Raw genomic sequence first — 26,359 nt, 5'->3', positions numbered from 1 at the left:
CCACATATGACCAATAGTTTTCCCGAGCAGTATATCGAGCCAAACCTCCCTCTACTCCCAGGTCAACCTGATTACCCGTCTTCCTGGCCTGGTTGCCAGTTAGAATGTCAGCCCATAAAAAGCGCCCTGGAAACTTTTCAACAATGGCTGGGCAGCGCCTTTGATGAAGGTGTGTCTGTCGAGAAACTGGTTGCGGCCCGAACGGAATTCATTGATCAGCTTCTGGAGCGCCTGTGGTCTCATTTTGGGTTCGACACCATTGCCGGGACTGCTCTGGTTGCTGTGGGTGGTTACGGGCGTGGCGAGCTGCATCCGCTGTCGGATATTGACCTGTTGGTATTAAGCCGTGAACGCCTGCCCGAAGACCAGTCACAAAAAATTGGTGAACTGCTGACACTACTCTGGGATATCAAGCTGGAGGTAGGCCACAGTGTGCGCAGCCTTGAAGAGTGTCTGCTCGAAGGGCTGTCCGATCTGACTATTGCCACGAACCTGATTGAATCACGGCTGCTGACAGGCGATGTCGCCCTGTTTCTCGAACTACAAAAACAAGTCTTCAGTGACGGGTTCTGGCCCTCTGAGAAGTTTTTCGCAGCTAAAATTGATGAGCAAAATGAACGCCATCAACGCTACCACGGTACCAGCTATAACCTAGAACCCGATATTAAAAGCAGCCCGGGCGGCCTGCGAGATATCCAAACACTGCAATGGGTAGCCCGTCGCCACTTTGGCGCCACATCCATGAATGAAATGCTCGGTTTTGGTTTTCTGACCGAGGCCGAGCGCGATGAACTGAATGAATGCCAGCATATTTTGTGGCGAATACGTTTTGCGCTGCATCTGGAACTGAACCGCTACGATAACCGCCTGCTGTTTGACCGCCAACTCAGCGTTGCCCAACGCCTCAAATATCAGGGTGAAGGTAATGAGCCCGTTGAACACATGATGAAAGATTTCTACCGTGCGACACGTCATGTCAGCGAACTCAATCAAATGCTGTTACAACTGTTTGATGAAGCAATTCTTGCACTGGATGCAAACGAAAAACCACGCCCACTGGATGATGATTTTCAACTGCGTGGCACACTGATTGATTTGCGCGATGACACGCTTTTTCTTCAGGATCCCTGCGCTATTTTGCGTATGTTTTACACCATGGTGCGTAATCGCGAAATTAGCGGCATCTATTCAACAACCTTACGTCATTTGCGTCACGCCAGACGCCATCTGAATGAGCCGTTGTGCTACAAAGCCGAAGCGCGTGAACTGTTTCTGGTTATGCTGCGCCACCCGGGAGCTGTCAGCCGTGGGCTGGTGCCAATGCATCGCTACAGCGTATTGTCCGCGTATATGCCCCAGTGGTCGCATATCGTTGGGCAAATGCAGTTTGACTTATTCCATGCCTACACCGTAGATGAACACACTTTGCGTGTGTTGCAAAAACTGGAAAGTTTTTCACACGAAGAAACCCGCCAGCGCCACCCACTGTGCGTTGAATTATGGCCGCGACTTTCTCACCCTGAATTGATTCTGATTGCCGCACTGTTTCACGATATCGCCAAAGGCCGGGGGGGTGATCATTCCGTACTGGGCGCACAGGATGTCATAAAATTTGCTGAACTCCATGGTCTTAACTCCCGGGAAAGCCAGTTAATCGCCTGGTTGGTTCGCCAGCACCTGTTGATGTCTGTTACCGCGCAACGCCGCGATATTCAGGATCCTGAAGTCATTGTGCAGTTTGCTGAAGAAGTCCAGACAGAAAACCGCTTACGTTACCTGGTTTGCCTGACCGTTGCCGATATTTGTGCCACGAATGAGACGTTATGGAACAGTTGGAAACAGAGCCTGATTCGTGAACTCTACTTTGCCACCGAAAAACAACTACGCAGGGGAATGCAAAATACCCCGGATATGCGGGAGCGTGTGCGTAATCACCAGGCCCAGGCTCTGGCGTTACTGCGTATGGAAAATATCGATGAAGAAGCATTACATAAAATTTGGGCACGTTGCCGGGCCAGCTATTTTGTTCGTCACTCCCCGAATCAACTGGCATGGCACGCTCGTCACTTGTTACAACACGATTTAAAGCAACCCATGATTTTGCTCAGCCCACAGGCGACCCGCGGCGGTACCGAAATATTTATCTGGAGCCCGGACCGACCTTATCTGTTTGCCGCAGTGTGTGCTGAACTCGACCGGCGTAACCTTAGTGTTCACGACGCACAGATCTTCACTACTCGCGACGGTATGGCAATGGACAGCTTTATTGTGCTGGAGCCCGATGGCAGCCCGCTATCACCTGACAGGCACGACGCGATTCGTCAGGGACTGGAGCAAACCGTTAACCAGCGTACCTGGCAGCCACCACAACCACGGCGCCAGCCCGCCCGTCTGCGCCACTTTACGGTAGACACTGAAGTCAACTTTTTGCCAACGCATACCGACCGGCGCACATTTATTGAACTGATCGCGTTAGACCAGCCCGGCCTGCTGGCAATTGTCGGCCAGGTCTTCGCTGACCTCGGTATTTCATTACACGGCGCACGTATCACTACCATTGGCGAACGTGTTGAAGATTTATTTATTGTCGCCACCAGCGAGCGGCGAGCTCTGGATGCCACTCTGCAACAAGAAGTACAACAACGGTTGACAGAAGGCCTCAATCCAAACGATAAAGTGTAGTGAAGTTTTTTTCATGTCATTCACATAAAACATCAGGAAATGATTAACAATGCAGCAGCTACAGAACATTATTGAGTCCGCGTTTGAGCGCCGGGCAGATATTACGCCGGTCAATGTAGATACAGTCACCCGTGAAGCAATTAACCAGGTGATTTCACTGCTCGACAGCGGCGCGCTGCGCGTTGCGGAAAAGATTGACGGCCAATGGGTAACCCATCAATGGCTCAAGAAAGCTGTGCTGCTTTCTTTCCGTATTAACGACAATCAGGTCATTGACGGCGCTGAAAGCCGCTTCTATGACAAAGTGCCGATGAAATTCGCCGATTACGACGAAGCACGCTTCCAGAAAGAAGGTTTCCGTGTTGTGCCGCCGGCAGCCGTTCGCCAGGGTGCATTTATCGCCCGCAACACTGTACTGATGCCTTCTTATGTCAATATTGGCGCTTACGTCGATGAAGGTACGATGGTCGATACCTGGGCCACTGTAGGTTCTTGTGCGCAAATTGGTAAAAACGTGCATCTGTCTGGTGGTGTGGGTATTGGTGGGGTTCTGGAACCGCTGCAGGCAAACCCGACCATCATTGAAGATAACTGCTTTATTGGTGCCCGTTCTGAAGTTGTTGAAGGGGTTATTGTTGAAGAAGGCTCAGTTATCTCTATGGGCGTCTATATTGGCCAAAGCACACGTATTTATGACCGTGAAACTGGCGAAATTCACTATGGCCGCGTACCTGCTGGCTCTGTCGTGGTATCTGGCAACCTGCCGTCTAAAGATGGTAAGTACAGCCTGTACTGTGCGGTTATCGTGAAGAAAGTCGACGCGAAGACCCGTGGCAAAGTGGGTATCAACGAGTTGCTGCGTACCATTGACTAATGGCGGTGATAAAAAGGCAGGGAGAACCTGCCTTTTTTGTATCTGGCACTGGCGGAAACACTTTTTTTCGTTAATTATCTAATAGTTATTTATTCGCTGAGGGTACCGCTATGTACGATAATCTGAAAAGCCTGGGTATTACCAATCCTGATGAAATTGATCGTTACAGCCTCCGACAGGAAGCGAATAATGATATCCTGAAGATCTATTTTCATAAGGATAAGGGCGAGTTTTTCGCTAAAAGCGTTAAATTCAAATACCCACGCCAGCGTAAAACAGTTGTGTCAGACAGTGTAGGTCAGGGTTATAAAGAGATTCAGGAAATCAGCCCAAATCTCCGTTACGTTATTGATGAGTTGGATCAAATTTGCCAGCGCGACCGTAGTGAAGTCGATCTGAAAAGAAAAATTCTTGACGATCTGCGCCATCTTGAAAGTGTTGTTGCCAACAAGATCAGCGAAATCGAAGCCGATCTGGAAAAACTCACCCGTAAATGACCTTCAGGCTGGCGCTAAGCCAGCCTTTTCTTTAGCCATGCTGTTCATCCAGCTGTAACGCAATATACAACAGCAGCCGGTCGTCAAAACTACTTAAATCAAGCCCGGTCAGTTCCGCAATTCTGTTCAGTCGGTACTCTAAAGTATTACGGTGAATAAACAGAGATTTGGATGTTGCCAGTGGCTGTACATTATGGCGAAACCAGGCGGTTAATGTGCGACGCAACAAGCCGTTATTATCCATTGCCCTGAGCCTCTCCAAAGGACGGGCAAGTTCATTCGCCTGCCAGCCGCCACGCAGGCTGTCAAGTAAGACAGGCAGCATCAGATCCTGGTAAAAATAACTACGGCTGTCTGGCATACGTTGTTTACCCACCATCATAGTGGTGCGCGCCGTTCGGTAAGAACGGGCAATGCTCCCTTCGCCAGTAAAATAGTTTCCCAGAGCGACGCGAAAACGTAGTTGGCCGTTTTCTTTCATTCGCGACAACAGAACATCTACCCGGCGTCGGTGATCATCGGCATCCCATCGCCCATACTGATTCAGTGCAGGTTTCAATACCACCATTTCACTCAGAGAGACAATCGCCACCAGGTTATTTCGCTCAGGTGTGGTTAATGCTGTTTGCAGTTGCTGAAGTTCATCCATGGCAGAATCCACTCCTAACTGCCCGCTATCGACTTCAACCACAGCCACCACTCTGGGCATCGTCAGGTCAATTCCCAGCCGTTGTGCCCACTCACTTAATGCAGGTGTAATGGTTTCTGCCTGAACCAGGTTCATCACCAGTTCTTCACGCAAACGGCTGTCTTGTGCCAGTAAGTGCATCAGGCGAGACTGCTCCAGCATCATCTCCGCCGTCATGCATACCAGCTCACCATATTTACGTAAGTTCTCTGGTTCACCTGTCAGCCCAATCACCCCCACTATCTCGCCTTCAAGGCGTAAGGGCAAATTGATCCCTTCCCGGACACCATGCAAATGGCGGGCAACAGCATTATCAATGTCAACAACGCGCCCCTGGGACAGTACCAGTAATGCCCCTTCGTGCAATTCCCCAATACGCTCCTGGTCGCCACTACCAATTATCCGCCCGCGCGCATCCATCACGTTGATATTGGTATCAATTATCTTCATGGTACGAGCTACTATCTCTTGCGCCATTCTCGTATCAAAGTGCCAGCCTGCCATATTTGCCGCCTCCTGTACGTCATCAGCACAGCATAATGAAGAGGCAGATGCCTTACATTGGGCAAATGACCAATTCACCAGGTAATAATGCAGAGTTGTGTAAAAGCTCACAAAAAAGGCCGCATACGCGGCCTTTAACTCGAAGAAATTAATTAGTAATGCATTACTGAAGGAGCAGATAAATGGAGCTGTCACCACGTTGAATATTTAACGCCAGTACACTCGGTTTGCTATCCAGGATTTTGCGCAGTTCAGCAATGTTATTCACTGGTTGCTGATTTGCCCCCACGATAATATCGCCTTTCTTCAGCCCGATACGCGCCGCCTGTGAACCGGCTTTCACACTGTTCACTACCACGCCTTTATCTTTACCGGCACGATTGCTCATCTCTGCACCTTCGATACCGCTGAAGATACTGGATGAATCCACCTGGGTTTGGCTGCTCTGCTGCAATTCAACATTCACGTCAATACGCTTGCCTTCACGCAACAAGCCCAGTTTCATTTTACTGCCCACTGGCATAGAACCAATTTCAGCACGTAACGCAGCAAAGCTGTTAATCGGTTTATCGTTCATAGAGACAATCACGTCCCCGGCTTTAATACCTGCTTTGGCTGCAGAAGAGTTTGGCAACACCTGGCTTACAAAAGCACCACGCTGAGCGTCAACTTTCATTGCCTTAGCCAGTTCAGAGTTCAGTTCTGTGCCCATAATGCCCAATTCACCACGGCGCACCTGCCCGTACTGAATCATTTGCTCTGTCAGGTTTTTCACCATATTACTCGGGATAGCAAAACCAATACCGATGTTGCCGCCATCCGGAGCCAGGATTGCTGTGTTAATCCCAATTAGCTCACCTTTGAGGTTAACCAGCGCACCGCCAGAGTTACCCCGGTTAATAGCGGCGTCGGTTTGAATGAAGTTCTCATAATTCTCAACATTCAGACCACTACGCCCCAGAGCGGAAACAATCCCCGAAGTAACAGTCTCGCCCAGACCATAAGGGTTACCAATCGCTACGGTATAATCACCAACCCGTAAATTATCGGAATCAGCAATTTTTATCGCAGTCAGGTTTTTCGGATCTTTAAGTTGGATCAGCGCAATATCAGAGCGCGGGTCTTTTCCAACAACTTTTGCGTCAAACCGGCGCCCATCGCTCAGTTGCACTTTAATTGATGTAGCGTTTTCAACAACGTGGTTATTGGTTACTACATAGCCTTTAGCTGCATCAATAATGACACCGGAGCCCAGTGCCATAAATTTCTGCTGCTGGCTGCCATCAGCACCGCCACCATTCCCTCCCCCCTGGCAGAAGGGTGAGTTCTGGAATGGCGAACCATCCTGGCAGAAGGGCGAGTTATCGCCAAAGAACTGCTGGAAATTACGCGACATGCGTGGCGTATTCACTGTCGTGCTACCTTCGACATTAATACTGACGACAGAAGGCATAATTTTTTCCAGCATAGGTGCCAGGCTGGGCATTTCTTGCGAAGTTGTAGCGGAAGAGGTTTCCGCCGCCAGCGCTGTTACCGGATTTAATGCCAGGCCCAGGCTCAGTGCCAGGGCGCTCAATGCTAGTGTCGTTTTTTTCATATGGCTCATTCTCAAATTAAGCAGGTAATACAACGTTGCTGTGTTCGTGGTTATCAGAGTCATATTTATAGCGTTAAGTTCCACGACAGCGTTTTCATAAAAGTAAAAAAGTATTGTGCATCTTTACAAATCTCGCTGGTATTATTCCACAGCCATCAGGCGTCGATATTCATCCCACGCATACAAATCTGTCATACCACTGATATAGTCCTGAATAAGCCGACAACGATAATAGAACTCCCAGACAGGATATTCAGATTGTGTGTTATCCAGTTTCTCAATGGCTTCCTGATACGCCATACAATGTTTGCTGGATAGTTTATGAAACAGCCGGCTTTCAATTGGCAGCCGGCGTACATTTCCCTCTGAAACTAATAACTGGAAATCCGCAAGTGGCAACAGGAGTAATGGCCGGTAAATATCCAGTAACCCACTGATTACACGGTAACCTTGTAGTTCAAGTTGCTCAACGTCCGGGTGCGAGAAAACGTGACGCATGGCAACACGTTTGAACATGCCAAGTAAACGGCTGTACGAACTATCATCTTCCAACAGGGCATGATTAAAATGCCCTGGGTATATTTCTGGCAGATTATCAATAAACCGCCGGGCGGCATGCGGCACCAGTTTACTGAGAGTATTAACACGTAAATACATAAAGAACACATCTTCCGCACCACTGCGTACTTTTCCTGCTCGCGACTTTTCCCAGGCATCTTCCACAACCAGAGAAAATAAGTCTCCTGAGTGATGCTCCCCCCAGGCGGTAGAAAGGTGCTGATAAAGTTGTTCAAGGCTAAAAATCCGCTTTTCTACAGCATCCTCTAAATCGGCAACGCAATAGGAAATATCATCTGCAGCCTCCATTATCCAGGTAAGTGGGAAACGACAATTTTCCTCAAGTGAAAGTTCTTTACGTAACCGTACAATATAATTCGCTTCTGAAAGATAAAAACCCGGTTTTTTCATTAAATAGTGGAAGCCCTCTGGCGCCGGGCCGCTTTCCCAGGCTGGCCGGGTGTATTTTAAAATACACCCCATTTGTGCCCAGGTGAGGTTCATACGCATCAAGGTATTAACCAAACGAATACCCTGAGCATTTCCTTCAAAGTGGCACAAATCTGTTATTACATGCTGGCGCAGGGTATTCAGGGCGGTCTCCCCTTCACGTAAACACAAAACCTCTGCTGCGCGAGATTCTTTTCCCTGCGCATCGTTATCAACACCGGGAAGCAGGCGTTGCCGGAACCAGTCGTTGATGGCTGCTTCACCAAAATGCCCGAATGGCGGATTACCAACGTCGTGCATCAGGCAGGCCATTTCAACAATACTCTCGAATGGGCCGGTCAGCTCACTCAACCCATATTGCTCCAGCAACCGGGCTTCTTTCAGGCGACTGATAACTTCTTTAGCAATATAGCGCCCCACCTGCTGTACTTCCATTGAATGGGTCAGACGTGTACGTACTGCAGCATTGCGCTCCAGAGGGAATACTTGCGTTTTTTGTTGCAACCGGCGAATGGCCGCAGAATTAATAATTCGCCCACGATCACTTTCAAAAATCCGCTGGATTTCGTGCTCGTTTTTTGTCCCTTCTGGCGAACGGAATTGACGATGCCAGTTTATTTTCTTTTGGAAGTTGAACTCACCCATATCACCGCCTTGAAAGGGAAAAATAATCCGATTAAATCCTGTTTGTCTGCCATGATAGACTATGTCTCTGAATACATCATTTAAACAGGTATGGCTATGAAAGCAGGCATCATTGGTGCAATGGAAGAAGAAGTTACGCTCTTGCGTGACAAAATCGAAAACCGCCAGACAATAAAACTGGCTGGTTGCGAAATCTATACTGGTACGTTAAACGGTACAGAGGTCGCACTGTTAAAATCCGGGATAGGTAAAGTGTCTGCAGCCGTTGGCGCGACATTGTTACTTGAGCACTGCAAACCCGATGTCATTATTAACACCGGCTCAGCTGGTGGCCTGGCGCCAACACTAAAAGTAGGTGATATCGTGGTTTCTGATGAAGTTCGCTATCACGATGCTGATGTGACCGCATTTGGCTATGAATATGGACAACTTCCAGGGTGTCCTGCCGGCTTTAAAGCCGATGAAAAACTGGTGGAAGCTGCGGAACAATGCATTACTGAGTTGTCGTTTCACGCCGTACGCGGACTGGTTGTTAGCGGTGATGCATTTATTAATGGCTCCGTGGGTCTGGCTAAAATTCGCCACAATTTCCCGAAAGCAATAGCAGTAGAAATGGAAGCAACAGCAATTGGTCATGTCTGCCATAAATTTTCCGTGCCTTTTGTTGTGGTACGCGCCATTTCCGATGTGGCAGACCAACAATCACATCTGAGTTTTGACGAGTTTCTGACTGTTGCGGCGAAGCAATCTACTTTGCTGGTTGAGCGCCTGGTACAAAAACTTGCTCAGAGTTAATCTCCTGTTTTTACGTGTATTCGCTTTATTGCTCTTCCCGGCGTGGCTTATGGCCGCGCCGCGTGTCATTACACTCTCGCCTGGTAATACGGAGCTGGCTTTTGCTGCCGGGATCACCCCTGTTGCTGTCAGCGCCTGGTCTGATTACCCACCAGCGGCAAAGTCTATTGAGCAGGTGGCAAACTGGCAGGGCATTAATCTCGAACGCATCGTCGCATTAAAGCCCGACCTGGTGATCGCCTGGCAGGGGGCTAATGCTCAAAGGCAGGTCGGCCAGCTATCTGCGTTGGGGATTCATGTATTGTGGCTTGACCCGCAAAATGTCTCTCAGGTTGCGGATGCCATTCGCCACCTGGCTGCGTGGAGTCCCCACCCGGAACAGGCATTAAAGGCCGCGGATACGTTGATGTCACAATTTGCGGCGCTTGAAAAACGCTATGCTGCCACCCCACGCAAGCGGGTGTTTTTACAATTTGGTGGTCAGCCACTGTTCACAACCGGCCAACACTCCATTCAGAACCAGGTCCTGCAGGTATGTGGAGGTGATAACGTTTTTGCCAACAGTGCAGTTCCCTGGCCGCAGGTTAGCCGCGAGCAGGTTCTGGCCAGGAAACCCCAGGTGATTCTGGTTACCGGTGATGAGACACAAATCCCAAAAATTGAACAATTTTGGCACAATCAACTTTCAGCGTCGGTTATTGCGGTAAATAACGACTGGTTTGAACGTGCAGGCCCACGTATTATCCTCGCCGCACAACAGATATGTGCAGCGCTGGCTGGTTTGCCCAATGTAAACAAGCTGGCGCATTAACTCACCTGGCGGCATCAATCCGTTGGGAAATGTTTTGGAAAAGCATTCAAGAGGAAGACCATGTTGGTGTACTGGCTGGATATCATCGGTACCGCTGTTTTTGCTATTTCAGGTGTTTTGTTAGCGGGCAAGCTGCGTATGGACCCTTTTGGAGTGCTGGTGCTTGGGGTAGTAACTGCTATTGGCGGTGGCACAATACGGGATATGGCCCTGAATAACGGACCGGTTTTTTGGGTAAAAGACCCAACTGACCTGGTCGTTGCGATGGTGACCTGCATGTTGACTATCTTGTTAGTTCGCCAGCCCCGGCGCCTACCAAAGTGGATCCTGCCAGTACTTGACGCCGTTGGACTGGCTGTTTTTGTCGGCATAGGAGTAAATAAGGCCTTTGCTGCAGATACCGGCCCACTGGTTGCCATCTGTATGGGTGTGGTAACGGGTGTCGGTGGTGGGATTATTCGTGATGTTCTGGCCCGGGAGGTCCCCATGATCCTCAGAACGGAAATCTATGCAACAGCCTGTATTGCCGGCGGAATTGTCCATGCAACAGCGTACTACACTTTTGGCGTACCACTTGAAATCGCCAGTATGGCTGGCATGGTAATCACGCTGGCTATTCGCCTGGCCGCAATTCGCTGGCACCTGAAGCTCCCCACCTTTGCTCTGGATGACAGAACGCACTGACACACAAGTCATAGCGCCATCCGGCCAAAACGACGACGCCGTGCATGTGCACGGCGTCAGGTGGCAAAACATCACTAAGGCTGGTCAGATACTGAAAGAAGAACCACAGCCACAGGTGCTTTTCGCATTGGGGTTATTTACCACAAAACGCGAACCTTCAAGTCCTTCGGTATAGTCTACCGCGCCACCAACCAGATACTGCAGGCTCATTGGGTCAACAACCAGTGCCACACCCTGTTTTTCGATGGTCATATCACCTTCGTTAATCTGATCATCAAAGGTAAAACCATACTGAAATCCACTACAACCACCGCCAGTAATATACACACGCAACTTCAGATTCGGGTTCTCTTCATCCGCGATCAGACTTTTTACTTTATTAGCTGCTGCATCAGTAAACTGCAACGGCAACGCGACATCATCACTCATTTTCTGCTCCCAACGAAGAAACAACTCACGCAAGACATGACCACAAACAGGCCTGCCAGACAACACAATACCCGGTGGATACACCTGTCTTGCGCCAGTACTTATTGGTGATTATCTAATACCCTGGTGAATCGTTCAAGTATTCTCCAGTGAAGCCGCCTCGGGTTGGGCGGTTTTCTGCTGCGCATCCTGTTTGGCCAATGTGCGCGCCAGAATAGAAGAATACAGCGGTTTTCCGCCTAAGAATTGTGCTAACAGCGTAGCGCCGAGACAGGTGATAATCATTGGCAAAATGAGCTGATAATTATCGGTCATCTCCAGTACCAGCACGATACCGGTCAGTGGAGCACGCACTGATGCAGCAAACAGCGCCCCCATTCCTGCAATAGCAAATGTCCCCGCTTCCAGGTGATACCCGGGAAACCAGGCGGTACAGGCCATACCGTAGGCGGTGCCAAAAAGTGTCCCCAGCGCAAGCATTGGTGCAAAAATCCCGCCCGGAGCACCAGAACTAAAACACAACAAAGTAGTAATAATGCGTGCAATAAAGATAAACAGCAGTGTCCCTACCGCATAGTTCCCTGCTGCTGCAATAGGGATTAGATTAAAGCCACCGCCAGCCGCTTCCGGTTCAATAAAACCCAAAACCCCACACACACCACCCAGGACTCCGCCGATCAATACCCATTTTGTTATCTCACCGCCGTGTAGGCGTTGAAACATATCCTGGGTACGAAAAATAAGTGAATTAAAAATCGGACCGACAATCCCGAAAATCATCCCGAGGATCAGATACAGCCATAACGTATTGACCGGCGCCACGCTGAGTTTACCCACTTCTATCACCGATACTTCGCCATTGAAGTAACGGAAAACAATCGTGGACATGATCACACCAATAAACACGGCCTTAATCGAAATCAGGCTGTAGCGAAATTGTGGGCGCATCTCTTCAATAATGAATAATATGCCTGCCAGTGGTGCATTAAACGCCGCGGCTAACCCGGCTGCAGCCCCTGTCGCCAACAATGTATGGCGGGATTCAGCGCCACGAATACGAAATATATCGAGCACCATACGCCCGATATTTCCTCCCAGTTGCACGGTTGGGCCTTCACGCCCAAGCACCATACCAGCCCCAAGGGTGCCCATCCCACCAAAAAACTTCACTGGAATAACTCGCCACCAGCGAACCGGGCGTAACTCCTCCAATGCACCTTCTATTTCTGGAATGCCTGAACCACCCGCTTCCTGGGCAAAACGGCGAACCAGCCAATACCCCACCATTGCCAGTAGTGCAGAGGCTATAAATGCCAGCGGCCATACCAGAAAAGGAGAATCAGCAAAGTTGAGTAGCATGCTCATTCGGTAATGTAATACCCAATTAACAGCTTTCTCAAAACCAACCCCGGCAAGACCTGCCAGAGTCCCTACAACAGCGGCCATAATAAGAACTGCCAGTGGCGTTTTGTCTCGCCTTACCAGCCGGCGAACCATGTCGCCACGCCGTAACCGAATAATCTGCTGTGCTTCAAAAGAAGGTGTTTCAGGTTTCATGAGTTGTCAGTGCAATTAGTAATACAAATGAGGCAGCATTCTACCTGCCCCGCCAGGGTTAGTCCTGTCCCAAATCAATACATAATGTGTTGTTTCAATCGGGCAAAACTTTCATAACGTTTACCGAATCACTTAGAATGACCCGCACGCTTACATATACCCCTCAGGAGTCCATTGATGAGTAAGTCAGAAAACTTGTATGCCACCGCCAGAGAATTAATCCCTGGTGGCGTCAACTCCCCCGTCCGCGCGTTTACAGGCGTCGGCGGCGTACCGCTGTTTATCGAACGTGCCGACGGGGCCAGACTCTACGACGCCGATGGTAAAGCCTATATTGACTACGTGGGTTCCTGGGGGCCAATGGTACTTGGCCATAATCACCCGGCTATCCGTAATGCGGTGATCGAAGCCGCTCAACGTGGATTGAGCTTTGGTGCACCAACTGAAATGGAAGTTAAGATGGCGCAACTGGTGACTGAGTTAGTGCCAACCATGGATATGGTTCGTATGGTTAACTCAGGAACAGAAGCAACAATGAGTGCAATCCGCCTTGCCCGAGGGTACACCGGACGCGACAAGCTAATCAAGTTTGAAGGTTGCTATCATGGGCACGCAGACTGCCTGCTGGTGAAAGCCGGTTCGGGCGCGCTTACCCTTGGGCAGCCTAATTCCCCAGGTGTGCCAGCTGATTTTGCCCGCCATACGCTGACCTGTACTTACAACTCACTGGATTCAGTGCGTGCGACCTTTGAACAATACCCGCAAGAGATAGCCTGCATTATTGTTGAGCCTGTCGCTGGCAATATGAACTGCGTTCCCCCTCAGCCTGAATTTTTACCTGGCCTGCGTGCACTGTGCGATGAGTTTGGTGCATTGCTGATAATTGATGAGGTGATGACAGGTTTCCGTGTCGCACTGGCGGGCGCTCAGTCTTACTACAATGTTGAACCAGACTTAACCTGCCTGGGTAAAATCATTGGTGGCGGTATGCCGGTAGGTGCGTTTGGCGGACGGCGAGAAATCATGGATGCACTGGCACCAACCGGCCCGGTGTACCAGGCCGGTACCCTTTCCGGTAACCCGATTGCGATGGCTGCGGGTTATGCCTGCCTGACCGAGGTAGCACAACCTGGTGTGCATGAAACACTGGACACCTTAACCACACAACTGGCTGAGGGCCTCAAAGAGGCCGCAGACCAGGCCGGTATTCCTTTCGTGGTAAACCATGTGGGAGGCATGTTTGGCCTGTTCTTCACTGATGCGCCCGCTGTCACCTGCTACCAGGACGTGATGGCCTGTGATGTTGAGCGGTTTAAACGCTTCTTCCACCTGATGCTTGAAGGCGGGATTTACCTGGCGCCTTCCGCGTTTGAAGCCGGTTTTATGTCTGTGGCGCACACGCCGGAAGACATTAACGCCACTATTGATGTTGCCCGTAATGTATTTGCGCAACTCGCCTGACAATAAAATCAGGTAAACAATAAAGTAAGCGTGTTAAGGCAGCCTGGTTTACTGACCGGGCTGCCTCACAGGTCAGTGAGTTTGCTTACGCAACAGGTAAACAAAATAGGGCGCGCCAATAAAAGTGGCGAGTAACCCGGCAGGTACCTGGTATGGAAACAGTAACATGCGGCCCAACCAGTCGGCAGACATCATCAACACCCCACCTAACAACGCAGCAATGACTAGTTGTGGTAATGTCCTGCGAAATCCCATCATGCGGGTGATATGTGGAGCCATCAAACCGACAAAACTTAATGGCCCTATGGTCAGCGTTGCGGCTGCAGTCAGCGCGGCAGCTAACAGCAATAAGCCAATGCGCACAGGTGTCAGTGCCAGTCCTACCGAGCGTGACATTTCACTTCCCAGTGGGAGTACAGTCAACCAGCGTCCGCACAGTGGTGTCACGGCCAGAAGCACAACCATGATTACCGTTGCCCGGACAGCCTGCTCCCCAGAAACATTATAAGTTGAACCAGAAAGCCAGGTCAGAACTTGCGCCATACGCGGATCACCACTGGCCTGAAGCATCATCAGTAACATCGTAAAAGCGGTACTGAGCGCCATCCCGGCCAGCAACATTCGTTGCGGAGAAAATCCGCCTTTGCCGGCAACTAACAAAATCACTACTAATGTAGCCGCAGCCCCCAGGCACCCGGCAGGCAGCAACCAGGCAAACGCATCACCAGGAACAAAAAACAGCATTAACACCACGCCGAATGCGGCTCCGGAGCTGATACCCAGGACTTCCGGGCTTGCCATGCCATTACCCGTGAGGCGCTGAATAATACACCCGGCGGCAGCCAGCATACACCCGGCACTCAGAGCAGATAATACGCGCGGCCAACGCCAGAACAACAGTGTGTCCAGTTCATGCCCTGTGGCAAAAAACCAGCCATGGCTGCCGCGCCCCAGTGATAACGCCACTCCAGTCAGTAATAGCAAGATGCCTGCGCCAACCAGAGCGAACCACGCCACATGTTGGCGCTCTGGTGTCACACTGTCGCCCTGAGCCAAAGACGGCGCGTTCAGTGACCGCAGGCGCGGCAGCAACCATAATAACAATGGCGTACCAACCAACGATGTCATAGTACCCGTGGATATTTCCCGCCACTCCCGGGTCAATAACACAATCACCTGGTCTGATAGCCATAAAATCAACGCGCCAATGACGGGAGCCAGCAACAAACGGCTGGTCAGCCTGCGGGCACCCAACAGCTTTGCCAGGAGAGGTGCAAATAGCCCAATAAAGCCAATAATCCCTACGGCATTGACCAGCATTGCACTGATACCTGTTGCCAGGATAAGTGTGGCAAAACGTGCCAGTGACAACATCAGCCCCAAATTACGGGCAACGCCATCATCCAGCCCCAACAACGTTAATGGGCGTAGTAATAGCACGGTCATCAGTACACCGACAACCAGCACCGGCCATAACCGGGTAACCCCCAGCCAGTCCGTCTGATTCAGTGCGCCAGTGCTCCACAAAAACATGCTCTGTAACTGGTCATGGTGAAAAATCACCAACAGCTGGTTCACCGCACCGCAATACAGGCTGACCACCAGCCCGGCAAGAATGAGCGTAACCGGTGACAGGCGTTTGCCCCAGGCAACACCAAAGACCAGTGCTCCGACTATGCAGGCACCAAACAGTGCGGAAAATTGCTGAGCCAGCGCACCACCAGGCAAAACCCACAAGGTAGACACAGTAATGCCCAGTTGTGCCCCGGTCGCCACACCTAATGTGGTAGGTTCGGCCAGAGGGTTGCGTAACACCTGCTGGAATAACACCCCGACCAGCCCCAGCCCTGCCCCGACCATTAGCGACATCACCAGGCGAGGTAAGGCACTGTAGTGGAATAACATCTGGTTGACTGCATCAGGTGAGGGCGACCAGAATGCGGCAGGCCAGTCCGTCAAAGGCAATAAAGCCTGTAAATTAAACAGAGTCAGCCCAGTACCACACAACAGAATGGCAGCAAACACGCCAGGTGAAATATGCACAGTACGCGTCACTTTTTCTCCCCCAGCGTTTGGCTCAGAACACGGCCAAAATGCATGGCTGAGAGTGTGGCACCATAAAACCAGACCGCAGGAACCCGATGAAAGCGGTTCTGGCGCACAAAAGGCATTGACTGCCATAAAGGTGTGTGGGTAATGGCCCGTTCAGTTGCGTTGTCGCCATGCCCGAAACACAATACGTCTGCATCGCGGATATCCGCCAGGCGTTCAACACCAACAATCGCACTGCCCCAAAAAGTCACCTCCCCCTGCCAGGCATTCTCAATACCCAGCGGATCCAGCACTTGCTGGAATAAGCTGTTATTACCAAGCACTAAAGCATGGTGAGATTCAAGTAAGCTCATCAGCAATACCGGGCGTTTCCCCCGGTGCGCAAATGTCGTTCTCAGGCCATCAATAAACTGATCGTATTGCCCGAGGTGGGTTTGCGCAGCCTGCTGCATATCAAGCAACTCTGCCATCTGGACTAAAGATCGCCGTGCTACATCCAGCGGGTGTTTACCATCAGTAAAAGTAAACCCCTGCCCGGGGGCGATACGGGACAATTTCGTTGCAGCCGGGCCATATCCCGCAGACCAGACAATCAACGAGGGCTTCATGCTGGCCAGCAACTCCAGATTAGGTTCAGTACGCAAACCTAAGTCGATAACCGAGTCTGGCAGGGCTGGTTCACTAACCCAGCGGCGATAATTGGGAATATCTGCCACACCATATGGGGTAACACCCAGTGCAATCAATAACTCAACCGGTAACCATTCCAGTGCGGCAACACGGTGAGGATTTATTCGTGCCGCCAGCGCATTCTGTGATTTCAGCCATAACGGTGAGGAGGCCATCAGCGTGAGTAACTGACGGCGGGATAAAGAAGAGAATAACGATTTCATCAGCAAACAAAACTCACTGGCGCACCACCCGCCGGGTGAGACAAGGTTCCCATGGGAATACCGTAAATCATGGACAGCGTTTCAGGTTGCATGATGTGTTCAGGTTCTCCCTGAGCAATCATCTGCCCACCGCGCAGTGCGACTAAATAGTCGCAATACCTGGCCGCCATATTGATATCATGCAGCACCGCAATCACAGTTAAACCACGTTGTTCACTGAGCCGGTGAATCAGTGCCAGCACTTCAACCTGATGAGCAATATCCAGCGCAGAGGTGGGTTCATCAAGCAACAAACACTGACTGTTTTGCGCCACCATCATCGCTATCCATGCCCGCTGGCGTTCACCACCAGACAAGCTATCTACCAGGCGTTGGGCAAAGGGTTTCAAGCCAACCAGGGCGATTGCGTCTTCGACATGTTGCCGGTCTTCGGCACTAAACCGCCCTAACGCGCCATGCCAGGGATAACGCCCTATCGCAACCAGTTCCCGAACGGTCATCCCTTCAGCTGCTGGTAACTGTTGTGGCAAATATGCAACACGCCGCGCACATGCCTTACTGTTCCATGTTTCCAGTGGCGCATTACCCAGTGTTATCTGCCCTTCACTCGGTGTTTGGTGGCGCCCTAACATTTTCAACAATGTTGATTTTCCTGAGCCATTGTGGCCTATCAGACCAGTAACTTTACCTTCCGGAAAAGCCAGACTCAGCGGGTGAAGTAATGTACGCCCGGGCACCCGAAACGTAACATTATCAAGGCTGAAAGTGATAGGAGTTGTTGTGTTCTGTGTATCCTGCATGGTGCCAACGTCGCCCTGACGGTGTATGAATTAAAAAACGGTGCAGCAACACCCGGTAATATAATGAATTCCCGGTGAGTATCACGCCCCCGACAAGTGAAAACAGGAACGCAAACGAGAATTATTATTATAATCGATGAATAATATGCGAACTGGGCAGCCTGAAGCAAGCCTGAATGGCGGGTTTACATATAGCCAGATTTTCCCTTCTGACCACTGACTGTATTACGTTTTACAGTATTAGTAAGAGAAAGCCCCTGTATGTCGACTGCTTCCCCATAACTAAAATGGGAAAACAGTATGCCATTGTACAGGGGCTGTATGGTTAATTACTGCCGAACATTTCTTTTATCCAGCCAGCCACACCATCATTCTTCTGTTGTTGTTGAGGCTGTTGCTGCTGTTGCGGTTGCTGCGGTTGTTGGGACGGTTGCCCTTGCTGCCCATCAGCCGCAGGTGGTTGCTGAGACATTGGCTGAGACTGCTGGCACAGCACTGACGGGTCGGTGGTCCAGACCGGTAATGTACGTACACCACCACCGTTGCACTGGAACTGCCCCATATCGTCCACGCTCATGTCGACAATGTCCTCAGGTGGCACCAAATCCAGCGGCATTGGCGACTCATTACTGAGATAGCGCTGATACAGCGTCATTGCCCCACTTGAACCATAAAAACGTGTTGGCTGGTTATTATCACGGCCAAGCCAGGTAATCACGACCTCACGGCCATCAATCCCCGCAAACCAGCTATCCACCAGATTGTTCGTCGTCCCGGTTTTACCGGCCAAATGCAGTTTCGGGAACTTCAAACTCAGTGCATGGCCGGTACCACGGCTAACCACCTGTTGCATGGTATAGAGCGTCAGATAGGCAGCCTGAGCCGGTACAGCCCGTTCCGCCTGCGGGAAGCTCTGATACAGCACAGTACCATCTTCACCAATTACAGAACGTAATACGGATAATGTTGCCCGGTTTCCACCGCTGGCAATGGTCTGGAATGCCTGTGCCACCTCAATCGGGGTAAGGTTCAATGCACCCAGCAACATCGCTGGTACCGGTGTCAGTTGGTCTTTGGACACTCCCAGTTTTTGCCAGGTATCAACAATAGAAGACAGGCCCAGCGTCATCCCCAGGTTAACCGTCGGCACGTTCATTGAACGCGTGAGCGCATCCACCAACATCACCTGCCCGCTGAAGCGCTTATCATCGTTTTGCGGCGACCAGGTTTGGCCATTGGATAAACGCAAAGTGATAGGCGCATCAGCAATCCAGGTATTCAGGCGATACTGATTAGGCTGACTCAGTGCCGTCAGGTATGTAGCCGGTTTTGCCAAAGAACCAATAGAGCGACGTGCCTGAAGCGCGCGGTTATACCCGGCAAACTGAGGATTCGCTCCACCAACAATCGCCCGAACTTCCCCTGTGAAGCGGTCGACAACAACCATCGCCGTTTCCAGATCGCTCAATTTACGTTGTTTACGTAATTGTGGGATCCCTTCGGTCACTGCTTTTTCTGCGGCATCCTGGGAAACCTGATCAAATGTCGTGAAAATTTTCACCCCGGAGAGATCTTTGACCTTGTCGCCCAGTTTCTGCTGTAACTCCTGTTTAACCAGTTGCATAAACGCAGGCTGTGGTGAAATCACACCACCACGCGGCTGCACACCTAACGGGCGCGCACTTAGCGTGTTATAGAGATCCTGGTCAATAACTTTCTGCTCCTGCAACAAGCGCAATACGATATTACGCCGCTCCAGTGCCAGTTTTGGCCGGCTCCACGGATTATACAATGACGCCCCTTTCACCATACCAACCAGCAACGCCTGTTGATCCAGGCTCAGCTCTTCTACCGGTCGGCCAAAGTAATACAGGCTGGCAAGCGGGAAACCGCGAATCTCATTATTGCCACTCTGCCCCAGATAGACTTCATTCAGGTAGAGTTCCAGAATACGGTCTTTGCTGTAGCGGGCGTCCATAATCAGCGCCATATAGGCTTCATTGGCCTTACGCCACAAAGAACGCTCATTGGTCAAAAACAGGTTTTTGACCAACTGCTGCGTCAGAGTACTCCCCCCCTGAACAGCACGCCCGGCAGTAATATTCGCGATAAACGCACGGCCAATGGAGTACAGGCTTATCCCGTCATGTTCATAGAAATGCCGATCTTCTGTGGCAATCAGCGTGTCCACCAGCAGGTCAGGGAAGCCTGAGCGTTTCACAAACAAGCGTTCTTCACCATTGGGCGAAGACAGCATGGTTATCAGACGCGGGTCGAGACGCAACAGACCAAAACTGCGGCCATTGTCCATGTTCTGGATGGAATCCAGGTGATCACCATTAAACACCAGACGTGCCCGTACCTGACCTTCCTTGCCATCAGGGAAATCAAATGGACGGCGGATCATCTCAATACTGTTCGCCTGGACAGTAAACTCACCAGGGCGCGTCATCCGCGTCACCTGACGGTATTGCGTTGCTTCCAGCAAATTGATCATCTCTTTTTTGCTGGTGGGCATATCGGGTTCCAGGTTTACCATGCGGCCATAAACGGCTGCCGGTAATTGCCAAACCTGCCCGTCAATACGGCTGCGGATTTTCTGGTCGAGGTAAACCCCATATGCAGCGACAATCACTGCAAAAACAATGAACAGTTTTACCAGTAACCACAGCAACCAGCGCTTTTTGCCCGGAGGGCTCTTTTTCTTACCTTTCCGTTTACTCGGCATGGGCTCCTCGTCTTCGTCCTCATACTCATCGTCGTAATCGTCGTATTCGTCATCGTAATCATCATCCCGATGCCCGCGACGGCTTGCTTTCGGTTTTGAAGGACGGCCAGATTTGGGTTTACGTCCGATTGGTTCGCGGTCATTCCCCGCCATGCTTTTTCTCCAAAAAAACGCCAGGCGCAGGCGTTTGATTCTCATTGCTTGCGCCAATTCTGAAACAAGAAATCTCTCAAAAAACAGATAACCGCCTGATTCAGACTGGCGGTTGGTACTTTTTCGTCCTGCGGGTCGGCGCAGTTGTCGCGGGTGAGTCCGGCCAGAGATGCTTGGGATAACGCCCTTTCATCTCTTTTTGGACCTCCCGATACGCCCCTTGCCAGAACCCGCTCAAATCACTGGTTACCTGCAGCGGGCGCATTGCCGGTGAAAGCAGTTCCAGTGTTAGCGGAACACGATTCTGTGCAATACATGGGGTCACAGCTTCGCCATACATTTCCTGCATTCTTACCGAGAGTATTGGGGGTTTATCACTAAAATAACGAATGGCAACCCGACTCCCGGTGGGCACAGTGTAATGAGTTGGTAGCTCACTATCCAGACGTTGACGTAATGACCAGTCCAGTAAATTGCAAAGAGCTTTAACTAAATCCACATTCAGCAAAGCCTGTCGAGAACTAATCTGTTGAATTTCCGGTGCCAGCCAGGTGTCAATATTTGCCAATAATGCGTCATCATCCACACACGGCCAGTTGTACTCGGGCAACCAGTTCGCCGCACAGGCAATTCGCACCCGCATTTGTTGTGACGCTTCAGTCCAGTTCAGGGCGGACAAACCTTTATCACGTATGCCATTCAAAATCGCCTGAGTCATATCCGCCTGAGAAGGCCTGGCAAGTGGCTGGCTCTTCACCACCAACTCACCAATTTGCCAACGGCGAATAGCGCGCAATGTTCCCTGCTCTTCATGCCATTCCACACTGTCGCGCACTGCAACCAGGTGCCCCATTTCTGCCTGTACAGCGTCAATATCCAGCGGCAGCGCAAGCAGGATCCGGGCATCGGGTGACTGGTTGCCCTGTAACAGACTCACAGCGACCAGCCAGTCATAGCGGTGCAGTGCATTATCCTGGTCCAGCATTGCCCCCATACCATTCGCCAGTTGATAGCGCCCACTCTGCCCCCGCCGCCTGGCGATACGGTCAGCATAAGCCAAAGCCAACAACCGGGTTGCACACTGGCTATTCACTTCACCTACGGGTTCTTTCCTGTGGACACGCTGTAACAATTGCCGGGCGCGTTGGTTCCACTGAGGCGTGTTGCGGTACAGTAAAGTATTCAAATCACCATCAGCGCCTCTGGGTGGTTCTTCTATAATTGCCACTAATTTTGCCGCTGTCGCACGCTCATCTGCATCTCGCGCATTAGCCAGCATCACACCGGCGCGCGGCTCAACACCACAGGCAGCAACCTGGCGCCCCAGTTCAGTGAGCCGCCATTGCGCATCCATAACACCTAACAGTTGTAGTAAGGTTTGCGCAGCTGTTACCGCAGCATGTGGGGGCGCATCCAGCCAGGTCAACGCTGTAACATCATGGCAGCCCCATTGTGCAAGCTCCAGCAACAGCCCACTCATATCGCTGTGCAGAATATCAGGTTCGCTTTGTAGTGGTGCCCGTTCTGCCTGCTCTTTGCTGGTCAAATGGACACAAATACCCGGCTCAAGCCGCCCGGCACGACCAGCGCGTTGAGTCATAGAAGCCTGACTAATACGCAGCGTTTCCAGACGCGTTAATCCGGTACGGATATCAAACCGGGCTGCACGCTCCTGAGCGCTGTCCACCACCAGCCGTATGCCTTCAATCGTCAGACTGGTTTCAGCAATATTGGTTGCCAGCACCACCTTTCTTAAACCTTCTCCGGCAGGAAGAATCGCTTTGCGTTGTTCTGACAGCGGTAATGCGCCATACAAAGGACACAACACCACATCATCACTAATAAGAGATGACAAGGCCTCCTGCACACGCTGAATTTCACCAACACCGGGCAAAAACAACAACAAAGAGCCCGCTTCTTCCCGTAATAACTGGCTCACTGCACGGGCAACAGCCACATCAAAAGGGATATGGCTGGCCAGAGCCTGGTAACGGCGCTCGACGGGAAAAGCACGCCCCTGCGAAACCACCACTGGCGCATCAGGTAAACAAGTGCTCAGACGTTCATCATCCAGGGTTGCCGACATAATCAGTACCCGCAGGTCGTCACGCAACCCCGTTTGAACATCCAGCAATAACGCCAGAGCCATATCAGCCTGAAGACTACGCTCGTGAAATTCATCCAGTATGACCAGCGCCACACCGCTAAGCTCAGGATCCTGCTGAATCATGCGCGTGAGAATCCCTTCCGTGACGACTTCCAGCACCGTACGCGGGCCAACGCAGGTTTGCGCCCGCATGCGGTAACCAACTGTCTCCCCCGGTTCTTCACCCAACAATTCGGCAAGACGCTGCGCGACGTTGCGCGCGGCCAGCCTGCGGGGCTCAAGCAAGATAATCCGCCCTTTAGCGCGAAAATGCGCCAATAATTGCAGTGGCAGCCATGTCGATTTACCTGCACCGGTAGGCGCATTCAGCAAAACCTGCGGTGCCGTGTTCAGCGCACAAACCAGCTCATCCACAACTTCTGCAACAGGTAATAACGACACAGAGCACTCCAGGGGGTTAACATAAAAAGAGCAGCATTGTAGGCTGTACGCTGTGATTATGCACGGCCCGTAACTTTTACCACACCAGCAGACGACTATGCCTGAAACCAAACGGCTCTTTTTTGCCATTGCCCTGCCAACGCCTCTGCAGCAGGAAATTATCGACTGGCGCGCAACACACTTCCCTGAAACCACCGGGCGACCAGTTGCAGCGGCAAACCTTCATCTGACCCTGGCCTTTTTAGGTGATGTTACCGCTGAGAAACAACAAGTATTGATGCAACTGGCCCGCAGAATTCACCAGCGTAGTTTTTCTCTGACACTGGATGACGCCGGGTTATGGATGCGTTCACAGGTGATTTGGCTGGGAACCCGCAGCCCGGCGCGGGGATTACTGTCGCTGGCTGATATGCTGCGTGCGCAAGCGGCGCGCAATGGCTGCTACCAAAGCCCGCAGCCATTCCATCCCCATATCACACTGTGGCGCAACTCAGCGAGCGATGCCAGGCTCCCTGCCCCCGGTTTTAGCTGGTCTTTCACCGTCAATAATTTTGTTCTTTATGAATCACAATTTATCCGGGGCCGTACACGCTATACTCCGCTGGCTGAATTTCCCCTTGAGCACCCGGAGAATTAATGGATTTTTCCCCTGCACTGCGCCCTGCCACATTGGTACGCCGCTATAAACGTTTTCTGGCTGATGTTATTACTGAACAGGGCGAAGCCCTGACACTACATTGCCCTAATACGGGAGCGATGACCGGGTGTGGCAGCCCGGGCGACAAAGTCTGGTATTCCATCTCGGGTAACCCGAAAAGAAAGTATGCCTGCACCTGGGAACTGACAGAAACTCACAGTGGTGATGTTATTTGTGTTAACACACAGCGTGCCAATCAACTCACAGAAGAAACCTTGCGGGATGAATGTATTCCAGCTTTAGCTGGCTATGAAAATATTAAGCGTGAGGTAAAATACGGGCACGAAAACAGCCGGTGCGATTTTATGTTACAGGCATGTAAACAGGTTAACTGCTATATTGAAGTTAAGTCTGTCACGCTCTCGGACGAGGGTCAGGGCTATTTTCCTGATGCAGTGACGACCCGTGGTCAAAAGCATTTGCGTGAACTGATAGCAATTGCGGAACAGGGGGAACGCGCGGTATTACTGTTTGCGGCGTTACACACCGCCATTACCTGTGTCTCGCCCGCCAGCCACATTGATGCGGCCTATGCGCAGTTGCTGAAACAGGCACTGCACAGCGGCGTAGAGGTTTATGCCTGGGGCGCCTCAATCAGCCCTGAAAAAATGGTACTGAACCGCCCGCTCAATGTTGTGGTCTAACAGATTGTTTCGTGTCAGTATGTTGTTGGATAAATGCTGCGCGCGTGAATACGCTTTTCCTCACAGGGTTGTCAAGAGGTGTGTTTATATAATTGCTATCCGGAAAAGCTTCTGTTATTTATAGCGACCTGATTTTCCCCCGACAGGGGATCGATAGTGCGTGTTAAGGAGAAGCAACATGCAAGAAGGGCAAAACCGTAAAACATCGTCCCTGAGTATTCTCGCCATCGCTGGGGTGGAACCATATCAAGAAAAACCGGGCGAAGAGTATATGAACGACGCCCAATTAGCGCACTTCAGGCGCATTCTTGAAGCATGGCGTAATCAGCTCAGGGATGAAGTAGACCGTACCGTAACACACATGCAGGATGAGGCAGCAAACTTCCCGGATCCGGTTGACCGGGCAGCCCAGGAAGAAGAGTTCAGCCTTGAACTGCGTAACCGTGACCGTGAACGTAAGCTGATCAAAAAAATCGAAAAAACGCTTAAGAAAGTGGAAGACGAAGATTTCGGCTACTGCGAATCCTGTGGTGTTGAAATTGGCATTCGTCGTCTGGAAGCCCGTCCTACCGCTGACTTATGCATTGACTGCAAAACACTGGCAGAAATCCGCGAAAAACAAATGGCTGGTTAATCCACCCGCGGTAAATCTCCCTTTCTTCGGCGGGCTTTCCCGCCGAAGCAACCTCCCGCGCTGAATCATGTCTGCAAACAGTTATATTGGGCGTTTCGCTCCCTCACCTTCTGGCGAGTTACATTTCGGCTCCCTGATTGCCGCATTAGGCAGTTATCTCCAGGCTCGTTCCTGTCTGGGCGTCTGGCTGGTGCGTATCGAAGATATCGACCCGCCTCGCGAAGTGCCGGGGGCTGCCACCACGATTTTGCGCCAGCTTGAACATTATGGGTTGCACTGGGATGGCGAGGTATTGTGGCAATCGCACCGTCACCAGGCATACCGGGATGCTCTGCACTGGCTGGCAAGCCAGAACATGAGCTATTTTTGTACCTGTACCCGGGCTCAGATTCAGGCCAGTGGGGGTTTTTACCCAGGCTGGTGCCGGGATAAACACCATAGCGCCGGGCACGCTGCGATTCGGCTACGACAAACCCATCCAGTTACCCATTTTCACGATAAACTGCGTGGCGAGATATACGCCAGCGATGCAATGGCCAGGGAAGATTTTATCATTCATCGGCGTGACGGGCTGTTCGCCTACAACCTGGCTGTTGTGGTTGATGACCATTTCCAGGGGGTAACAGAAATCGTGCGTGGCGCCGACCTGATTGAACCGACAGTGCGCCAAATAGCGTTATACCGGTATTTTGGCTGGGCTGAACCTGGCTATATTCATTTACCCCTTGCCTGTAACGCGCATGGCGATAAATTATCCAAGCAAAACCACGCACCAGCGCTGCCACAAGGCGACCCAAGGCCCGTTCTTGTCCAGGCGTTAGCATTTCTTAACCAACCCGTTCCACCCGGCTGGCAAGACCTGAATACTGGTGAGTTGCTGGCTTTTGCAGTAAAAAACTGGCAATTAAGTCATGTTCCGGCTACGGTCAGCGCGAATCCGGCATTCTCAAATGGTGAACACTGAGCTATGATTAGCCG

General features: G+C 51.2%; 21 protein-coding genes. 11 read left to right on the top strand and 10 right to left on the bottom strand.

Translation table 11 applies throughout. The annotated features are described in order from the left end of the window. Window positions 1–6 precede the first annotated feature (6 nt). The 3 genes from glnD to A9B99_RS15320 all read left to right on the top strand — a co-directional run bounded on the left by glnD (window position 7) and on the right by A9B99_RS15320 (window position 4,053). A complete protein-coding gene (gene glnD / locus A9B99_RS15330) occupies window positions 7–2,682 on the top strand; it encodes a bifunctional uridylyltransferase/uridylyl-removing protein GlnD (RefSeq protein ID WP_064598920.1) in 2,676 nt (891 codons plus the stop codon). A gap of 49 nt (window positions 2,683–2,731) precedes the next feature. Then, window positions 2,732–3,556, top strand: coding sequence for a 2,3,4,5-tetrahydropyridine-2,6-dicarboxylate N-succinyltransferase (gene dapD / locus A9B99_RS15325; protein WP_064598918.1), 825 nt, complete (start codon window positions 2,732–2,734; stop codon window positions 3,554–3,556). A gap of 110 nt (window positions 3,557–3,666) precedes the next feature. After that, window positions 3,667–4,053 carry a DUF3461 family protein gene (locus A9B99_RS15320; protein WP_064598916.1) on the top strand — a complete coding sequence of 129 codons (387 nt, stop codon included), beginning with the start codon at window positions 3,667–3,669 and terminating at the stop codon, window positions 4,051–4,053. 31 nt (window positions 4,054–4,084) lie between these two features. Here the strand turns inward: A9B99_RS15320 and A9B99_RS15315 are convergent, their stop codons facing one another. From A9B99_RS15315 to dgt, 3 genes are all read right to left on the bottom strand, one after another. Next, a complete protein-coding gene (locus A9B99_RS15315; RefSeq protein ID WP_064599023.1) occupies window positions 4,085–5,245 on the bottom strand; it encodes a CdaR family transcriptional regulator in 1,161 nt (386 codons plus the stop codon). Window positions 5,246–5,408: 163 nt separating this feature from the next. Beyond that, window positions 5,409–6,842, bottom strand: a complete 1,434-nt coding sequence (gene degP / locus A9B99_RS15310) for a serine endoprotease DegP (RefSeq protein ID WP_064598914.1) — start codon at window positions 6,840–6,842, stop codon at window positions 5,409–5,411. Window positions 6,843–6,983: 141 nt separating this feature from the next. Further along, the gene (gene dgt / locus A9B99_RS15305; RefSeq protein WP_064598912.1) at window positions 6,984–8,495 is read right to left on the bottom strand and encodes a dGTPase; all 1,512 of its coding nucleotides are present in this window, start codon (window positions 8,493–8,495) and stop codon (window positions 6,984–6,986) included. 96 nt (window positions 8,496–8,591) lie between these two features. Here dgt and mtnN point away from each other — a divergent pair, with 96 nt between their 5' ends. From mtnN to A9B99_RS15290, 3 genes are read left to right on the top strand one after another with little or no spacing between them, the layout of a single operon-like run. After that, on the top strand, window positions 8,592–9,290 hold the full coding sequence (mtnN, locus tag A9B99_RS15300) for a 5'-methylthioadenosine/S-adenosylhomocysteine nucleosidase (protein ID WP_064598910.1): 699 nt from the start codon (window positions 8,592–8,594) through the stop codon (window positions 9,288–9,290). 4 nt (window positions 9,291–9,294) lie between these two features. Next, on the top strand, window positions 9,295–10,101 hold the full coding sequence (gene btuF / locus A9B99_RS15295) for a vitamin B12 ABC transporter substrate-binding protein BtuF (RefSeq protein WP_269448075.1): 807 nt from the start codon (window positions 9,295–9,297) through the stop codon (window positions 10,099–10,101). Between the two features lie 60 nt (window positions 10,102–10,161). After that, window positions 10,162–10,785, top strand: coding sequence for a TRIC cation channel family protein (locus A9B99_RS15290; protein ID WP_064598906.1), 624 nt, complete (start codon window positions 10,162–10,164; stop codon window positions 10,783–10,785). A gap of 84 nt (window positions 10,786–10,869) precedes the next feature. Here A9B99_RS15290 and erpA read toward each other — a convergent pair whose 3' ends face one another. Together erpA and clcA are read right to left on the bottom strand one after the other, a co-directional pair. Further along, window positions 10,870–11,214 carry an iron-sulfur cluster insertion protein ErpA gene (gene erpA / locus A9B99_RS15285; protein ID WP_036106861.1) on the bottom strand — a complete coding sequence of 115 codons (345 nt, stop codon included), beginning with the start codon at window positions 11,212–11,214 and terminating at the stop codon, window positions 10,870–10,872. 135 nt (window positions 11,215–11,349) lie between these two features. Next, window positions 11,350–12,771: a H(+)/Cl(-) exchange transporter ClcA gene (clcA, locus tag A9B99_RS15280; protein ID WP_064598904.1), complete on the bottom strand. Its 1,422-nt coding sequence runs from the start codon at window positions 12,769–12,771 to the stop codon at window positions 11,350–11,352. Window positions 12,772–12,948: 177 nt separating this feature from the next. On the opposite strand from clcA, the gene hemL reads away from it, so the two are divergent. Next, window positions 12,949–14,232 carry a glutamate-1-semialdehyde 2,1-aminomutase gene (gene hemL, locus A9B99_RS15275; protein WP_064598902.1) on the top strand — a complete coding sequence of 428 codons (1,284 nt, stop codon included), beginning with the start codon at window positions 12,949–12,951 and terminating at the stop codon, window positions 14,230–14,232. Between the two features lie 72 nt (window positions 14,233–14,304). On the opposite strand, the gene fhuB is transcribed toward hemL, so the two are convergent. The 5 genes from fhuB to hrpB form a co-directional block, all read right to left on the bottom strand. Beyond that, on the bottom strand, window positions 14,305–16,287 hold the full coding sequence (gene fhuB / locus A9B99_RS15270; protein ID WP_064598901.1) for a Fe(3+)-hydroxamate ABC transporter permease FhuB: 1,983 nt from the start codon (window positions 16,285–16,287) through the stop codon (window positions 14,305–14,307). After that, window positions 16,284–17,177, bottom strand: a complete 894-nt coding sequence (gene fhuD, locus A9B99_RS15265; RefSeq protein WP_064598899.1) for a Fe(3+)-hydroxamate ABC transporter substrate-binding protein FhuD — start codon at window positions 17,175–17,177, stop codon at window positions 16,284–16,286. Before fhuD ends, fhuB begins: the two co-directional genes overlap by 4 nt. Then, window positions 17,177–17,977 carry a Fe3+-hydroxamate ABC transporter ATP-binding protein FhuC gene (gene fhuC, locus A9B99_RS15260; RefSeq protein ID WP_064598897.1) on the bottom strand — a complete coding sequence of 267 codons (801 nt, stop codon included), beginning with the start codon at window positions 17,975–17,977 and terminating at the stop codon, window positions 17,177–17,179. Before fhuC ends, fhuD begins: the two co-directional genes overlap by 1 nt. A 325-nt stretch (window positions 17,978–18,302) precedes the next feature. After that, the gene (mrcB, locus tag A9B99_RS15255; RefSeq protein ID WP_064599014.1) at window positions 18,303–20,858 is read right to left on the bottom strand and encodes a bifunctional glycosyl transferase/transpeptidase; all 2,556 of its coding nucleotides are present in this window, start codon (window positions 20,856–20,858) and stop codon (window positions 18,303–18,305) included. A gap of 100 nt (window positions 20,859–20,958) precedes the next feature. Further along, window positions 20,959–23,406 (bottom strand): ATP-dependent helicase HrpB, encoded by a 2,448-nt coding sequence (gene hrpB / locus A9B99_RS15250; RefSeq protein ID WP_064598895.1) that lies wholly within the window; start codon window positions 23,404–23,406, stop codon window positions 20,959–20,961. 97 nt (window positions 23,407–23,503) lie between these two features. Between hrpB and thpR the strand changes: the two genes are divergently transcribed. The 4 genes from thpR to gluQRS all read left to right on the top strand — a co-directional run bounded on the left by thpR (window position 23,504) and on the right by gluQRS (window position 26,345). Beyond that, window positions 23,504–24,043: an RNA 2',3'-cyclic phosphodiesterase gene (thpR, locus tag A9B99_RS15245; protein WP_064598893.1), complete on the top strand. Its 540-nt coding sequence runs from the start codon at window positions 23,504–23,506 to the stop codon at window positions 24,041–24,043. Continuing rightward, complete coding sequence (gene sfsA, locus A9B99_RS15240) at window positions 24,043–24,747, top strand: DNA/RNA nuclease SfsA (RefSeq protein ID WP_064598891.1); 705 nt, start codon at window positions 24,043–24,045, stop codon at window positions 24,745–24,747. The genes thpR and sfsA overlap by 1 nt, the downstream gene beginning before the upstream one ends. 178 nt (window positions 24,748–24,925) lie before the next feature. Then, complete coding sequence (dksA, locus tag A9B99_RS15235) at window positions 24,926–25,381, top strand: RNA polymerase-binding protein DksA (protein ID WP_036106071.1); 456 nt, start codon at window positions 24,926–24,928, stop codon at window positions 25,379–25,381. A gap of 67 nt (window positions 25,382–25,448) precedes the next feature. After that, complete coding sequence (gene gluQRS, locus A9B99_RS15230) at window positions 25,449–26,345, top strand: tRNA glutamyl-Q(34) synthetase GluQRS (RefSeq protein ID WP_064598889.1); 897 nt, start codon at window positions 25,449–25,451, stop codon at window positions 26,343–26,345. The last annotated feature ends 14 nt before the right edge of the window (window positions 26,346–26,359 follow it).

Origin of the sequence: Mangrovibacter phragmitis (genome assembly GCF_001655675.1) — a bacterium.
Lineage (GTDB): Bacteria > Pseudomonadota > Gammaproteobacteria > Enterobacterales > Enterobacteriaceae > Mangrovibacter > Mangrovibacter phragmitis.
The sequence above is the reverse complement of the archived record's forward strand: the minus strand, read 5'-3'. Positions and strand labels throughout refer to the sequence as shown.